This is a genomic window from Citrobacter sp. wls829 (assembly GCF_005280825.1).
GTDB classification, from domain to species: domain Bacteria; phylum Pseudomonadota; class Gammaproteobacteria; order Enterobacterales; family Enterobacteriaceae; genus Citrobacter; species Citrobacter gillenii.
This window is the reverse complement of the sequence record NZ_SZWP01000038.1, coordinates 78,135-93,361: the sequence shown is the minus strand read 5'-3', so window position 1 is coordinate 93,361 and position 15,227 is coordinate 78,135. Positions and strand designations below refer to the sequence as shown.

The 15,227-nt window shown below is 52.5% G+C and carries 11 protein-coding genes; 2 read left to right on the top strand and 9 right to left on the bottom strand.

Annotation, left to right across the window (positions count from 1 at the left end):
- Nucleotides 1-5 precede the first annotated feature (5 nt).
- The 8 genes from nuoH to lrhA all read right to left on the bottom strand — a co-directional run bounded on the left by nuoH (nucleotide 6) and on the right by lrhA (nucleotide 10,305).
- Nucleotides 6-983, bottom strand: coding sequence for an NADH-quinone oxidoreductase subunit NuoH (gene nuoH / locus FDW88_RS04930; RefSeq protein WP_003028063.1), 978 nt, complete (start codon nucleotides 981-983; stop codon nucleotides 6-8).
- Entirely contained in the window at nucleotides 980-3,706 is a 2,727-nt protein-coding gene (gene nuoG, locus FDW88_RS04925) for an NADH-quinone oxidoreductase subunit NuoG (protein WP_137362129.1), read from the bottom strand. The genes nuoH and nuoG overlap by 4 nt, the downstream gene beginning before the upstream one ends.
- A 183-nt stretch (nucleotides 3,707-3,889) precedes the next feature.
- A complete protein-coding gene (gene nuoF, locus FDW88_RS04920) occupies nucleotides 3,890-5,227 on the bottom strand; it encodes an NADH-quinone oxidoreductase subunit NuoF (protein ID WP_096756373.1) in 1,338 nt (445 codons plus the stop codon).
- Nucleotides 5,224-5,724, bottom strand: a complete 501-nt coding sequence (gene nuoE, locus FDW88_RS04915; RefSeq protein ID WP_003028069.1) for an NADH-quinone oxidoreductase subunit NuoE — start codon at nucleotides 5,722-5,724, stop codon at nucleotides 5,224-5,226. Before nuoE ends, nuoF begins: the two co-directional genes overlap by 4 nt.
- Before the next feature lie 2 nt (nucleotides 5,725-5,726).
- Nucleotides 5,727-7,529, bottom strand: a complete 1,803-nt coding sequence (gene nuoC / locus FDW88_RS04910; protein WP_096756372.1) for an NADH-quinone oxidoreductase subunit C/D — start codon at nucleotides 7,527-7,529, stop codon at nucleotides 5,727-5,729.
- 89 nt (nucleotides 7,530-7,618) lie between these two features.
- Entirely contained in the window at nucleotides 7,619-8,281 is a 663-nt protein-coding gene (gene nuoB, locus FDW88_RS04905; RefSeq protein WP_003028075.1) for an NADH-quinone oxidoreductase subunit NuoB, read from the bottom strand.
- 15 nt (nucleotides 8,282-8,296) lie between these two features.
- A complete protein-coding gene (gene nuoA, locus FDW88_RS04900; RefSeq protein WP_003028077.1) occupies nucleotides 8,297-8,740 on the bottom strand; it encodes an NADH-quinone oxidoreductase subunit NuoA in 444 nt (147 codons plus the stop codon).
- A 626-nt stretch (nucleotides 8,741-9,366) separates the two neighbouring features.
- Nucleotides 9,367-10,305, bottom strand: a complete 939-nt coding sequence (gene lrhA / locus FDW88_RS04895) for a transcriptional regulator LrhA (RefSeq protein WP_117343408.1) — start codon at nucleotides 10,303-10,305, stop codon at nucleotides 9,367-9,369.
- A gap of 924 nt (nucleotides 10,306-11,229) precedes the next feature.
- On the opposite strand from lrhA, the gene alaA reads away from it, so the two are divergent.
- Together alaA and yfbR are read left to right on the top strand one after the other, a co-directional pair.
- Complete coding sequence (gene alaA / locus FDW88_RS04890) at nucleotides 11,230-12,447, top strand: alanine transaminase AlaA (protein WP_096756369.1); 1,218 nt, start codon at nucleotides 11,230-11,232, stop codon at nucleotides 12,445-12,447.
- Between the two features lie 207 nt (nucleotides 12,448-12,654).
- Nucleotides 12,655-13,254, top strand: a complete 600-nt coding sequence (yfbR, locus tag FDW88_RS04885) for a 5'-deoxynucleotidase (RefSeq protein WP_115257908.1) — start codon at nucleotides 12,655-12,657, stop codon at nucleotides 13,252-13,254.
- 88 nt (nucleotides 13,255-13,342) lie between these two features.
- Here the strand turns inward: yfbR and FDW88_RS04880 are convergent, their stop codons facing one another.
- Nucleotides 13,343-15,175, bottom strand: coding sequence for an SLC13 family permease (locus FDW88_RS04880; protein ID WP_135911680.1), 1,833 nt, complete (start codon nucleotides 15,173-15,175; stop codon nucleotides 13,343-13,345).
- Between the last annotated feature and the right edge of the window lie 52 nt (nucleotides 15,176-15,227).

Sequence of the window (15,227 nt, the reverse complement as noted above, 5' to 3'; positions counted from 1 at the left end):
GTCCCTTATTGCGCCTGCCACAGAATGACAGCCGCCGTTACCAGCAAATTGACGAGCGTCAGCGGCAGACAAACTTTCCAGCCGAAGGACATTACCTGGTCATAACGAGGACGCGGTAACGACGCACGAATCAAAATGAACATCATCATAAAGAACGCGGTTTTCAGCGCGAACCAGACGAATGGCGGTAAGAACGGGCCATGCCAGCCACCGAAGAACAGGGTAACCATCAGCGCAGAAATGGTGACGATACCGATGTACTCCCCCACGAAGAACAGGCCGAATTTCATCCCGGAATATTCAATGTGGTAACCATCGGCCAGTTCCTGCTCGGCTTCCGGCTGGTCAAACGGGTGACGGTGACAGACCGCGACGCCCGCGATAGCAAAGGTGACAAAACCAAAGAATTGCGGAATAACGTTCCAGATATCAGCCTGGTTATTGACGATGTCGGTCATGTTAAATGAACCGGCCTGCGCCACCACGCCCATCAGGGAAAGTCCGAGGAACACTTCATAGCTCAGGGTCTGCGCAGACGCACGCATTGCGCCGAGCAGCGAGTATTTGTTGTTGCTCGACCAACCGGCAAACAGCACCGCGTACACCGCCAGACCGGCCATCATCAGGAAGAACAAGATCCCGATGTTAAGGTCAGCGACCACCCAGTTCGGGCTGACCGGCACAATGGCGAAGGCCAGCAGCAGCGAAGTGAAGGCGATCATCGGTGCCAGCGTAAAGATGACGCGATCCGAGAATTTCGGGATCCAGTCTTCTTTAAAGAACATCTTGATCATGTCCGCGACCAGCTGGAGCGAACCGCCCCAGCCTACACGGTTCGGTCCATAACGGTTCTGGAACAGACCCAGCAGACGACGTTCGCCAAAGCTCATGAATGCCCCGCAGGTGACCACCACCAGCAGGATCACCACCGCTTTGAGAATGCTCAGCAGGATCTCAATCAGATCGGGTGTAATCCAACTCATTGTTGTGCCTCCTGCAGATCCTCAAGACGCGCACCAGCCAGAACCGGCGCGATACCCGGCATACCCATCGGCAAACCAACCTGCCCCACCGTCAACCCTTCTGCGATTTCAACCGGTAATGTGACCGTGTTGCCATCGTAGCTAAAGGAAACGCGCGTACCCGCATTGACGCCCAACTTCTCGGCATCAGCCGGGTTGAGTTTAATGTACGGCTGCGGCATGCGGGTCTGGATAACCGGCGCGCGCTGGGACATTTCGTCGCTACCAAACAGATGATAGTACGGCGCGATACGCCATTGACCATCCTGCGCCTGGAAGCTCGCCGGAACGGTAGTGAAGTAGTCCAGACCGCCTTCGGAGGCTTCAATCAGACGCACGCCCGGATCGCCATGGCGCAGTTTGCCGCCCACTTCATCCTGGAACTTGTTCCACGCTTGTGGTGAGTTCCAGCCTGGTGCCCAGGCAAACGGAATTTGTGAACGCGGCGCAGACGGCTGGTTGTTCCCTTCCATCGAGAAGGCAAACATAGTGTCTTTGTCCTGCGGTTGACGCGGTTCATGCACGCTAATGTTGGCACGCATGGCGGTACGACCACTGTAACGATGCGGCTCACGTGCCAGTTTCTGCCCACGAATACGGAAGCTCGCGTCCGGCGCGGCATCTTTAATGCCAGCCAACTGCGGCAACGCGGCTACGGCGGCGTCGATGACGTGATCGAGCTGCGTCCAGTCCACTTCACGGCTCTGCACGGTGCTGTGCAGCGAGTGCAGCCAGCGCCAGCTTTCCAGCATCACAATGTTGCTGTCGTAGTAGCTTGGGTCATATACCTGGAAGAAACGCTGTGCGCGGCCTTCGTTATTGATAACCGTACCGTCGCTTTCGGCAAAACTTGCTGCAGAAAGGACCAGATGGGCATTGTCCATAATCGCGGTACGCTGATGGTCAACGACCAGTACCAGCGGTGCTTTCGCCAGCGCAGCGTTAACGCGAGCGGCAGACGCATGGCGATGCAGGTCATTTTCCAGTACCACCACGGCGTCAGCACGACCTGTTTCCAGTTCGGTCAGCGCATCATCAAGTGAACCGCCGCCAATCATGCCGAGGCCCATACTGTTAACAGAGCGGGCAATCATAGTGATGCCGACGTCTGCGCCACGACCTTTCAGCGCCTTCGCCACGTTAGCAGCAGCCTGAATCACTTCAGCGCTACCGGCGTTGGTACCGGAGATAATCAGCGGTTTCTTCGCGCCAGCCAGGGCCTGAACGATGACGTCGATTTTGTTCTGCAGGTCACGGTCAATACCGTCAACGGCCGGAGCGGTGTTATCCAGCGCGTGGGCAATGGCGAAACCTAAACGCGCCTGATCTTCAACCGGCGCACGGTAGGTCCATGCTGCGATATCATCCAGACGGGTGTTATCCACGTTGGTCACGAACAGCGGATGCTTGGCACGTTGGCCGATGTTAAGGATCGCGGCAATCTGCCAGTCAGCCACTTTCTGCGCTGCTGCCATTTCGCGTGCTTTACCTTTCACCGCCTGACGTACAGCCAGCGCAACGCGTGCGCCGGTCTGGGTAACATCTTCGCCCAGCACCAGAACCGCATCGTAAGATTCAATCTCGCGCAGTGCCGGGGTATGAATACCGCCGTCACGCAGCACGCTCAGCGCCAGTTGCAGACGTTCCAGTTCGCCTTGAGCGATACCGGTATAGAAGTTTTCCGCACCCACCAGTTCACGCAACGCAAAGTTGCTTTCAACGCTGGCGCGCGGGGAGCCGATGCCGATCACTTTCTTCGACTGACGCAGAATGTCAGCCGCGCCCTGCATCGCCTGCTCGGCGTTGAGGGTGATCAGATCGTCGCCACGACGCTGAACCGGCTGACGCGGACGGTCTTTCAGGTTCACGTAACCATAGCCAAAACGACCACGGTCGCAGAGGAAGTAGTGGTTAACGGTACCGTTATAACGGTTTTCGATACGACGCAGTTCACCGTAACGCTCACCCGGGCTGGTGTTACAGCCAATGGAACACTGCTGGCAGATGCTTGGCGCAAACTGCATGTCCCATTTACGGTTATAACGCTCGGAGTGCGTTTTATCGGTGAACACGCCGGTCGGGCAGATTTCTACCAGGTTACCGGAGAATTCGCTTTCCAGCACGCCGTCTTCCGGGCGACCGAAGTAGACGTTGTCATGTGCGCCATAGACGCCCAGATCCGCGCCGTCAGCGTAATCTTTGTAGTAGCGAACGCAGCGATAGCAGGCGATGCAGCGGTTCATTTCGTGAGAGATGAACGGCCCCAGGTCCTGGTTGCGGTGGGTACGCTTGGTAAAGCGGTAGCGACGGAAGCTATGACCCGTCATCACGGTCATATCCTGAAGGTGGCAGTTACCGCCCTCTTCGCAGACCGGACAGTCATGCGGGTGGTTAGTCATCAACCATTCCACCACGCTTTCACGGAACTGTTTCGCTTCTTCGTCATCGATAGAAATAAAGGTGCCTTCGGTGGCCGGTGTCATACAAGACATCACCAGGCGACCACGCGTATCTTCCGCGTTTTGATATTGCTTCACCGCACACTGGCGGCAAGCACCGACGCTTCCCAGCGCCGGGTGCCAGCAAAAGTACGGAATATCAAGGCCGAGGGACAGACAAGCTTCTAGCAGGTTGTCCGCGCCGTTGACCTCATATTCTTTGCCGTCTACATGAATCGTAGCCATAGTCAGCATGCTTCCAGTTGGCTTAGTCAGTGACCAAGCGTTAATCGAATTTCTTTTCCGCTTTATCCTTCAAGCTGCCTCGGCGTTGGCTTCTCTCGTTCACCCCAGTCACTTACTTTAGTAAGCTCAGGGATTCTCTCGGTTGCCGCCTTGACGCATCTTGAATGCTTTCGCGTAAAACGTTTACCAGCGCTCTTTCAACAGGTTCGGCTGAATACCACCAATCGCATGGGTATTGCTGAAGGTCTGCTTGATGCCAGCTTCGAATTCTTCGCGGAAATATTTAATGGCGCTCTGCAGCGGTTCGACCGCACCCGGTGCGTGTGCACAGAAGGTTTTACCCGGACCGAGGAAACGACACAATTGCTCAAGTGTCTCGATATCCCCAGGCTGGCCTTCGCCACGCTCCAGCGCACGTAGAATTTTTACGCTCCACGGCAAACCATCACGGCACGGCGTACACCAGCCGCAGGACTCGCGGGCAAAGAACTCTTCGAGGTTACGCACCAGCGGCACCATGCCAATCTCGTGATCGACCGCCATCGCCAGCGCCGTACCCAGACGGCTACCCGCTTTACCGATGCTTTCGAACTCCATCGGCAGGTCAAGGTGCGCTTCGGTCAGGAAGTCAGTCCCAGCACCGCCCGGCTGCCAGGCTTTGAACTTCAGGCCATCACGCATGCCGCCCGCGTAATCTTCGAGGATTTCACGCGCGGTGGTCCCAAACGGCAGTTCCCACAGTCCCGGATTCTTCACACGACCGGAGAAGCCCATCAGCTTGGTGCCTGCGTCTTTGCTCTTCGAAATATTCTGGTACCACTCCACGCCGTTGGCGAGGATAGCCGGTACGTTACACAGAGTTTCGACGTTGTTCACGCAGGTCGGCTTACCCCATGCGCCAGAGCTTGCCGGGAACGGCGGCTTGGATCGCGGGTTAGCACGACGACCTTCGAGGGAGTTGATCAGGGCGGTTTCTTCACCGCAGATGTAGCGCCCTGCCCCGGTGTGCACAAACAGTTCGAAGTCGAAACCGGTGCCCATGATATTTTTGCCAAGCAGACCCGCTTCGGTCGCTTCAGCAATGGCGCGACGCAGATTCACCGCCGCTTCAATGTATTCACCGCGCAGGAAGATGTAACCGCGGTACGCTTTCAGCGCAAACGCGGAGATCAGCATGCCTTCCACCAGCAGGTGTGGCAGCTGTTCCATCAACAGACGGTCTTTATAGGTGCCCGGCTCCATTTCATCGGCGTTACACAGCAGGTAACGGATGTTCATGGATTCGTCTTTCGGCATCAGGCTCCACTTCAGACCCGTGGAAAAGCCTGCGCCGCCGCGCCCTTTCAGGCCAGCGTCTTTCACCTGATTAACGATTTCGTCCGGTGACAGCCCGGTCAGGGCCTTACGCGCACCTTCGTAACCGTTTTTGCTACGGTATTCATCCAGCCATATTGGCTGGTTGTCATCGCGCAGACGCCAGGTCAGCGGATGCGTTTCGGGAGTACGGATAATATCTTTCATTTATACCGCTCCAGCAGTTCGGGAATGCCTTCCGGAGTCAGGTGAGCATGCGTGTCTTCATCGATCATCATGTTCGGCCCCTTGTCGCAGTTCCCCAGGCAACAGGTCGGCAGCAACGTAAAGCGACCGTCAAAGGTCGTCTGCCCCGGCTTGATGTTGAGTTTTTTCTCAAGTGCCGCCTGGATCCCTTGATAGCCGTTGATATGGCACACCACGCTGTCGCAGTAGCGGATCACGTGGCGACCGACCGGCTGGCGGAAGATCTGGCTGTAAAACGTGGCAACACCTTCAACGTCGCTTGCCGGGATACCCAGCACATCAGCGATCGCATAGATCGCCCCATCCGGCACCCAGCCACGCTGTTTCTGAACGATTTTCAGCGCTTCAATGGACGCCGCACGCGGGTCTTCGTAGTGGTGCTTCTCGTGCTCAATCGCTTCACGCTCAGCCGCACTCAGCTCAAAAGCCTCGGTTTGTGGTTGTTGATTCTCGTGCATAATTAGCGGTCCACATCTGACATAACAAAATCGATACTACCCAGATGGACGATAAGGTCGGACACCAGGCTGCCACGTACCGCTACCGGGATCTGCTGCAAATGCGCATAGCTCGGTGTACGGATACGAGTACGGTAACTCATGGTGCTGCCATCGCTGGTCAGGTAGTAACTGTTGATACCCTTGGTCGCTTCCACCATCTGGAAGGATTCCTGCGCCGGCATAACCGGGCCCCACGACACTTGCAGGAAGTGGGTGATCAGGGTTTCGATATGCTGTAGCGTGCGCTCTTTCGGCGGCGGCGTGGTCAGCGGGTGATCCGCTTTGAACGGGCCTTCCGGCATGTTGTTGAGGCACTGCTCAAGGATGCGCAGGCTCTGGCGCAGCTCTTCAACTTTCAGCATCACGCGGGTGTAGCAGTCGGAAACACCACCGCCCACCGGGATTTCGAAGTCGAAGTTTTCATAGCCAGAGTACGGACGTGACTTACGCACGTCGAAATCAATACCGGTTGCACGCAGCGCAGCACCGGTACAACCCCAGTCCAGCGCTTCTTTCTTACCGTAAGCGGCAACACCCTGCGAACGGCCTTTCAGGATGGTGTTGCGCAGCGCAGCTTTCTCGTAGGAATCCAGACGCTTCGGCATCCAGTCGAGGAAATCACGCAGCAGCTTGTCCCAACCGCGCGGCAGGTCGTGTGCAACGCCACCGATACGGAACCAGGCCGGGTGCATACGGAAACCGGTGATCGCTTCTACCACGTCATAGATTTTCTGACGGTCGGTAAAGGCGAAGAACACGGGGGTCATCGCGCCGACGTCCTGAATGAACGTGGAGATATACAGCAGGTGGCTGTTGATACGGAAAAGTTCGGAAAGCATAACGCGGATCACGTTGACGCGATCCGGTACGGTAATGCCCGCCAGCTTTTCTACCGCCAGCACGTACGGCATTTCGTTCACGCAGCCACCGAGATATTCGATACGGTCGGTGTACGGAATGTAGCTGTGCCAAGACTGACGTTCACCCATCTTTTCGGCGCCACGATGGTGGTAGCCGATGTCAGGCACGCAGTCGACGATCTCTTCGCCGTCAAGCTGAAGAACAATACGGAATGCACCGTGAGAAGACGGGTGGTTCGGACCGAGGTTGAGGAACATAAAGTCCTCGTTTTCGGTACCACGCTGCATGCCCCAGTCTTCAGGTTTGAAGGTCAGTGACTCCATTTCCAGATCCTGCTTGGCTTTGGTCAGCTCAAACGGATCGAATTCGGTCGCACGCGCCGGGTAATCTTTACGCAGCGGATGGCCTTCCCAGGTATGCGGCATCAGAAGACGCGTCAGGTGCGGGTGGCCTTCGATATCAATACCAAACATTTCCCAGGTTTCACGCTCATACCAGTTGGCGTTCGGGAACAGTTTGGTGAACGTCGGCACGCGCAGATCGTTTTCAGACAATGCCACCTTGAGCATGATATCGCGATTGCGTTCAATGGAGATCAGGTGATAGAAAACGGAAAAATCCGCGGCAGGTAACCCTTCGCGGTGCGTACGCAGACGTTCATCCATGCCGTGTAAGTCAAACAGCATGACGTAAGGTTTCGGCAATCTCTTTAAGAAATCACCCACTTCCAGGAGTTGTTCACGCTTGACCCAAACAACGGGTACCCCGGTGCGAGTCGCCTGAACGGTAAAGGCATCCGGCCCAAAACGGTTGCGCAGTTCGCCAATGACCGGGTCATCGAGATGATCCCGTGTTTGCCAGGCAGCGTCTTGCGCGGTTAAGTCGGTCATATTGTTCACCATTGCAAATGGTTCGTGGTGACTGTTAAGCCTGGCTTCGCGCTATTTGAATAGTGATATGCGAAGGTAATCCCCAGGCCGACAGGCGCAGATTAAATCTCGTCCGGTGTGCGAAGATTCGTTACAGCAATACGTTCGCCGCGCTTACGCTCGCGCTCTGACTGCATATTGGCGCGATAAACGCCCTGATCGCCAACCACCCATGAGAGCGGACGACGTTCTTTGCCAATGGAGTCTTGCAGCAGCATCAGTGCCTGCATGTAGGCTTCCGGACGCGGCGGGCATCCCGGGATGTACACATCAACCGGAATAAACTTATCAACGCCCTGCACAACGGAGTAAATATCGTACATACCGCCGGAGTTGGCACATGCGCCCATGGAAATAACCCATTTTGGTTCCAGCATCTGATCGTAGAGGCGCTGAATAACCGGGGCCATTTTGGTAAAGCAGGTGCCGGCCACGACCATCAGGTCGGCCTGACGCGGAGAGGCACGCAGAACTTCTGCGCCAAAACGGGCCACGTCATGCACGGCGGTGAACGAGGTCACCATCTCAACGTAGCAGCAGGAAAGGCCAAAGTTGTATGGCCAAATTGAGTTTTTACGGCCCCAGTTAACCATGTCATGCAGTTTGCCCATGAACACGTTTTTGTTAACTTCTTGTTCCAGGGGGTCGGTTACGATCTCCTGTTTTTGCAGGGGGTAACGGTCGTTCTCACCGTTAGGATCTATGCGGGTGAGCGTATAATCCATCTTAATGCCTCGCGGTTAGCGTTGACGATTAGCGATACTGTTCGTTTCCGGGTTCATACGCTCGCGGCGTGAACGCGCGGGCGTCCAGTCCAGCGCGCCAATACGCACCAGATAAACCAGACCTGCCAGTAACACAAAAATAAAAATTGCAGCTTCCACAAAGCCAATCCAGCCGCTTTCACGGATAGATGTTGACCATGCAAAAAGATACAGCGCTTCAACGTCGAAGATAACGAAGAACATGGCTACCAGGTAAAACTTGGCAGACAGGCGCAAGCGGGCGGTGCCGACCGAGTCGATACCTGATTCAAACGGCACGTTTTTAGATCTCGCGCGCGCGCGACCCCCTAAAAACCAGCCGCCGACGAGCATCAGGCAGCACAGGCCAATGGCAACAATAAGAAAGATAGCGAATGCCCAGTGATGAGCGATGATTTCAGTGGATGTTGACATACTCATTGCTTACTCATCAAAAGTAGCGCCAAATTCTCTGCTCTTTACGGCAGATGAACGCCACATCGATTCATGGGGAGGAATAAAAAAAACCTTACAATCACTGTAGAAAACCATTTATACAGCCAATTGATGGGGTTTTTTACTCCTTTCTATAACCTTTTGTCAACTTTAACAAAAGTTTCCTCACATTATTTTACACCAATTCAGTATCATTAACATAAAGTGCTATTTAGACTCATTTCAATCCTGTCATTAGCCAATTTTAATGTTGTTGAATCGTGTCCGTAGTGAAGTAAAAAAGATAATACACCTCTATTTTGACAGGAATTCGTGCAGATGCCTCCCCCTAAATGTGAGTATTTTCTTGATCTGTGACACGCTTTTGTTAATCCATCATAAAAAACAGCAACAATTTCTCTAGTTTTTTAACATGAAAATAATAGGCCCTTCTTTTGTTTATTTTTCGCTCAATTCAATCGAAAATCTTTTACCTACTGATTTTATTCACTTTTCATTTACAAACAGGCCATAGACTGCCTGTTTTGTATAAAAAAAGAGCCACTGGAAGTTATTTCATCTTTAGTGGCTCTTTTTTGCACTTACATTTTAAAACGATTATTTGTGACGCATTACTCAAAGTCACCTTCAACGATCAGCGAATCATCTCCCCCTTCAGGGGTAAACTGATTGTATTGCCATGGGTTTTGGTACGTTTGCATCGACTTAAAGATAACCTGAGCTAACTCGTTTTGCGTGCTGGTATCGCAGCACAGCAGGTATTCGGTTTCTGGCAACGGTGGCAAACCATCCACCGCACCTAACACGCGCAAGTCCGGACTCATCATTTCTACCGGACGGGCCGTGACGCCCAATCCTGCTTTTACTGCAGCGCGAACCGCAGGCAATGTTGACGCCACATAGGCCAAACGCCACGGGATCTGAGCAGCATTTAGCGTAGACAGCACGATATCGCGAAACGGGCTGGGATCGTCCAGCAGGACCAGCGGCACCGGTTCCCCTTTTTGCAGGATGTATTCAGCCGCACAATACCAGTGCGTCGGAGAGGTACGCAGATTCAGGCACTCGAAATCCCCAGGGCGGTTGGTGGTCACCACCAAATCCACTTCCTGTGACTTCAGCATATCCACCATAAAGGCGTTACGCTTGACCCTCACATCCAGCGCAAGCTTCGGATAAACCGAACTGATGCGGTTGAGCAAAAACGGCAGTATCGTATCGGCGGATTCATCAGAGGCGCCAATAGTTAACACGCCCTGAAGATTATTGAACATTAATGATGAGCAAGCCTCATCATTGAAGCGCAGAATTTTTCTGGCGTAACCCAACAGCTGGATACCGTGTTCCGTCAGCAGTTTGTTACGTCCATGGCGCGCGAACAACTCTTTCCCGACAAGTTGCTCAAGGCGTTGCATTTGCTGGCTCACCGCAGACTGAGTGCGACATACCGCAGCAGCCGCAGCCGCGAAAGTATTCAGATCGGCAACAGCAACAAACGTTCTCAGCAGATCGAGATCGAGGTTAATTATCGGACGATTTGCATTTATCATAAATTTTCACTTACTCGCGGGTCATTCCGGGTTAATGCTGTGCATTCAGAAACAAAAATTCCATTTGTAATGTGCCTGCCTTGTAGTTTCACTTAGTGTAACTAAGTGAAAATAAGGATGTATTAGATGTAACAACTGAAACAACCCTCTTACTTCGCTATATAATGCGCCGCATGGCTCATCAGAATATAGCAAAGAGAAAGCGCCATTTTTTAGCTACAGGCAGATTCTTACTAATGGAAAACATGTAAATTTTGTAAATATGAAAAAATAGTTTATGGACGTCAATTTACACATTAAAATATAATTTTTCAGTATGTTATGGACAGCGTGCCAGCATTAGAATTATCAAAGAACATACGCAACACACCATTTCATGGGACTTATCTTAACCCAAAACCACTATATTTATAAGTGTTATCGTGAATAATCTGATGCGCAAAGGTGTTATGTCAGGCTAGCCGTTTTCGTATTATTAACGCATTCAATAAGCGCTGTTTAAATATTAAATAATAATTAATTAAAATTTCCACCATTCATTAATTATGCTTAACAATAGATTCACACTGTAGCGCTGACCGATCATGCCGATAACAGGCAGTGGAGATAAGTGTTCCGTATTTCCGAATTCTTCTTTTCACCCCAGAGAATGATTGCTTTCGCGCCCGATACATAACTATTTCTTACCAGATAAACGACCACAACACTGGCATCACATCAAAACAGATAACTACGAAATATACATTATTAAGAATAAAACTCTAAATTATAATGATTTAACAGCCATTAATGGTTGATTATAACTGCGTAGTTCATCAAAATCTTCTGCTAAAGACCCTTCAAAATGCACCGTTGGAAGAGTACATTGTTCTGTGCTGACTTCCACGGCAGGGAGTGGCATTCACAGCTAAAAGGTCAAGATTCATGTCCCCTATTGAAAAATCCAGCAAATTAGAAAATGTCTGTTATGACATTCGTGGCCCGGTTCTGAAAGAAGCAAAGCGTCTGGAAGAAGAAGGCAATAAGGTTCTGAAACTAAACATCGGCAACCCAGCGCCATTCGGGTTTGAAGCACCGGATGAAATTCTGGTTGATGTGATCCGTAATTTGCCTACCGCGCAAGGGTATTGTGACTCAAAAGGCCTTTATTCCGCCCGCAAAGCCATCATGCAGCATTATCAGGCACGTGGGATGCGCGATGTTACCGTGGAAGACATTTATATCGGCAACGGTGTTTCCGAATTGATCGTGCAGGCGATGCAGGCATTGCTGAACAGCGGGGACGAAATGCTGGTACCTGCGCCTGACTATCCGCTGTGGACGGCGGCGGTATCGCTTTCCAGCGGTAAGGCTGTGCACTACCTGTGTGATGAATCCTCTGACTGGTTCCCGGACCTCGACGATATTCGCGCCAAAATTACTCCTCGCACGCGTGGGATTGTTATTATCAACCCCAACAACCCTACCGGCGCAGTCTATTCTAAAGAGCTTCTGCTGGAGATTGTTGAAATTGCACGTCAGCATAATCTCATTATCTTTGCTGACGAGATTTACGACAAAATTCTTTATGATGACGCAGAGCACCATTCTATTGCCCCGCTGGCACCGGACCTGCTAACCATCACCTTCAACGGCCTGTCAAAAACGTACCGTGTTGCGGGTTTCCGTCAGGGCTGGATGGTACTGAACGGACCGAAGAAACACGCGAAAGGGTATATTGAAGGTCTGGAAATGCTAGCGTCTATGCGTTTATGCGCCAACGTTCCAGCACAGCATGCTATTCAAACCGCACTGGGCGGATACCAAAGCATTAGCGAATTCATCATGCCTGGCGGACGTCTGTATGAACAGCGCAACCGTGCCTGGGAATTACTCAACGACATTCCCGGCGTTTCTTGCGTGAAACCGCGCGGCGCACTGTACATGTTCCCGAAAATTGACGCCAAACGCTTCAATATTCATGACGACCAGAAAATGGTGCTCGACTTCCTGTTACAGGAAAAAGTGCTGCTGGTGCAGGGCACAGCCTTCAACTGGCCGTGGCCGGATCACTTCCGTATCGTGACGCTGCCGCGTATTGACGATATCGAAATGTCGCTAAGCAAATTTGAGCGCTTCCTGTCTGGCTATCACCAACTGTAAGTCGAAAATCAGCAACCGGAATACTCTAAATAATTCGAGTTGCAGGAAGGCGGCTACGCAATGAATCCCCAGAAGCTTACAAAAGTAAGTGACTGGGGTGAATGAGGAAAGCCAACGCGCATGCGACTTGAATTATGACGAGTATTTGCATCTGACAGCCTTCTCTGCGCAAAATGACTCTTAGGTTGCCATCATATAAGGGTCGTTATGAAGCAGAGCCATTTTTTTGCCCACCTCTCCCGTCTGAAACTCATTAACCGCTGGCCGCTGATGCGCAACGTGCGCACCGAAAACGTATCTGAACACAGTCTGCAAGTCGCGATGGTTGCGCATGCGCTGGCGGCAATCAAGAACCGCAAGTTCGGCGGTCAGGTTAACGCGGAACGCATTGCCCTGCTGGCGATGTACCACGATGCCTCCGAAGTGCTGACCGGTGACCTCCCGACCCCGGTGAAATACTTTAACTCGCAAATCGCCCAGGAATATAAAGCCATTGAGAAAATTGCCCAGCAGAAACTGGTCGACATGGTACCCGATGAACTGCGCGATATTTTTGCGCCGTTAATTGATGAACACGCCAGCAGCGAAGAAGAGCGCGCGATTGTTAAACAGGCCGATGCGCTTTGCGCCTATCTGAAGTGCCTTGAGGAACTTTCAGCCGGAAATAATGAGTTTCTGCTTGCGAAAACGCGGCTGGAAAAAACGCTGGAATCGCGTCGCAGTGAAGAGATGGACTATTTTTTAGACGTATTTGTACCGAGTTTCCATCTCTCGCTGGATGAAATTAGCCAGGATTCACCATTGTAAATTTGCGGCGACGTTGCCTTTGTAGGCCGGATAAGACGTTTACGTCGCCATCCGCCTACAAGACCCGCGAAACGACACCAGGGAAGCATTAGAACGGAAACAGCATCGGGATCATCACAATACAGACCACCATGACAATCAGTGTAAACGGCACGCCAATCTTCACGAAGTCGCTGAAGCTGTAGTTACCCGGTCCCAGTACCAGCGTGTTAACCGGTGACGATACCGGCGTCATAAAGGCTGCAGATGCCGCCATCGCAATGACCATCGCAAAAGGATACGGTGAAACGCCCATCGACTTCGCTGCCGCCAGTGCAATCGGCGCCATCAACACCGCCGTCGCGGTATTCGAAATAAATAACCCGATGGTGGCGCACAGTACGAACAGACAGCCCAGCATCATGTACGGCCCGTATCCCCCACCCACGTCCATCAGGCCTTTCACTACCAGATCGACGCCACCGGTTTTTTGCAGGGCCAGCGCAAAAGGCATCATTCCGACAATTAAAATAATGCTCGGCCAGTGAATGGCTTTATACGCACTTTCTGCGTCAATACAGCGGAATTTACCCATCAGCAGGCAGGCGATAATCGCAGCAACCGTATTGGGGATTTCATCGGTCAGCATCAGGGCAACCATCAGGACCAGGCAGAAAATCGCATGCGGTGCCTGGCTGTGCGCCGGAGACGCTTCACTGACCTCAACGGGCATATTCAACACCACAAAATCGCGTCCCTTTTTCCCCAACGCGGTGATCAGTTTCCAGTTACCCACGACCAGAATAATATCGCCCATCAGCAGCGGCTCATTGACGACCGCCCCGGCTAGCGCCGCGCCATCACGCTTTAATCCGACAACGTTAAGTCCATAGCGGGTACGAAATCCAATCTCCCGCACCGTTTTACCGATCAATTCCGATTCCGGGATCAGCGAAATTTCCGCCATACCCACATCCAACGCCTGCTCGGAGAAATATTCGCCGCGCAGCACCATCGGCTCCAACAACTGCTCGCTACAAAATTCGCGCAGGTCGACATCGGCTGAAGACATATCGATCAACAAAACATCACGGGCACGAAACTCAGAAACACCGTTTACGTCAACAATGACACGGCGAAAACGACGCCAGCGCTCAACGCCAATGACGTTCGCCCCGTAGCGTTCACGCAGTTTTAAATCATCCAGACGTTGACCAATCATCGGTGAGCCGGGGCGAATAGCCAGTCGGCGCGCGCGTCCCGTAAGGCGATATTCTTTGATCAAATCGCGAAAAGTCCGGCGCTTCCAGACATCGCCCTGCTGACCGGCATCATCGCCCTTCAGCATAAAGCGCATCAGCAGCATATAAATAATGCCGAGCACCAGCACCACCAGACCCAGCGGCGTCACGCTAAAGAAGCTGAAACCGTTAAGGCCTTCGCGCAAGAGTTCGCTGTTGACGACCAGGTTAGGCGGCGTTGCCACCAGCGTCATCATGCCGCTGATCAATCCGGCAAAGCTGAGCGGCATCATCAAGCGTGAAGGTGAGGTTTGCATGCGCATGGAGACGCTTAAGACAACCGGGATAAAGATAGCGACAACGCCGGTAGAACTCATGAACGCGCCGAGTCCGGCGACGGTTATCATCAGCAGCACCAGCATTTTTACCTCGCTGCTGCCAGCGACCTTCACCAGCCAGGCCCCCATCACGGTCGCCACCCCGGTGCGCACCAGGCCGTCGCCAATAATAAACAGAGCGGCTATCAAAATAACGTTAGGATCGCTGAAACCGGAGAAGGCCTCAGAAATGCTCAGCGTTCCACTCAAAACAAAAGCAATAATGACCAGCAAAGCGACCGCATCCATACGCACTCTGCCCGTCGCAAACAAGACCACGGCAACTGCCAGCAATGAGAGAACCCAGATCAATTCACCGTTCACAACATATCCTTGTTAAATGAGAGGGATGGACCGATTCTGCCATAAAAAAGCC

What these genes read in the sequence shown, in the direction of transcription:
- nuoH (WP_003028063.1), bottom strand. Translation starts at nt 983, where the DNA reads ATGAGTTGGATTACACCCGATCTGATTGAGATCCTGCTGAGCATTCTC.
- nuoG (WP_137362129.1), bottom strand. Translation starts at nt 3,706, where the DNA reads ATGGCTACGATTCATGTAGACGGCAAAGAATATGAGGTCAACGGCGCG.
- nuoF (WP_096756373.1), bottom strand. Translation starts at nt 5,227, where the DNA reads ATGAAAGATATTATCCGTACTCCCGAAACGCATCCGCTGACCTGGCGT.
- nuoE (WP_003028069.1), bottom strand. Translation starts at nt 5,724, where the DNA reads ATGCACGAGAATCAACAACCACAAACCGAGGCTTTTGAGCTGAGTGCG.
- nuoC (WP_096756372.1), bottom strand. Translation starts at nt 7,529, where the DNA reads ATGGTGAACAATATGACCGACTTAACCGCGCAAGACGCTGCCTGGCAA.
- nuoB (WP_003028075.1), bottom strand. Translation starts at nt 8,281, where the DNA reads ATGGATTATACGCTCACCCGCATAGATCCTAACGGTGAGAACGACCGT.
- nuoA (WP_003028077.1), bottom strand. Translation starts at nt 8,740, where the DNA reads ATGAGTATGTCAACATCCACTGAAATCATCGCTCATCACTGGGCATTC.
- lrhA (WP_117343408.1), bottom strand. Translation starts at nt 10,305, where the DNA reads ATGATAAATGCAAATCGTCCGATAATTAACCTCGATCTCGATCTGCTG.
- alaA (WP_096756369.1), top strand. Translation starts at nt 11,230, where the DNA reads ATGTCCCCTATTGAAAAATCCAGCAAATTAGAAAATGTCTGTTATGAC.
- yfbR (WP_115257908.1), top strand. Translation starts at nt 12,655, where the DNA reads ATGAAGCAGAGCCATTTTTTTGCCCACCTCTCCCGTCTGAAACTCATT.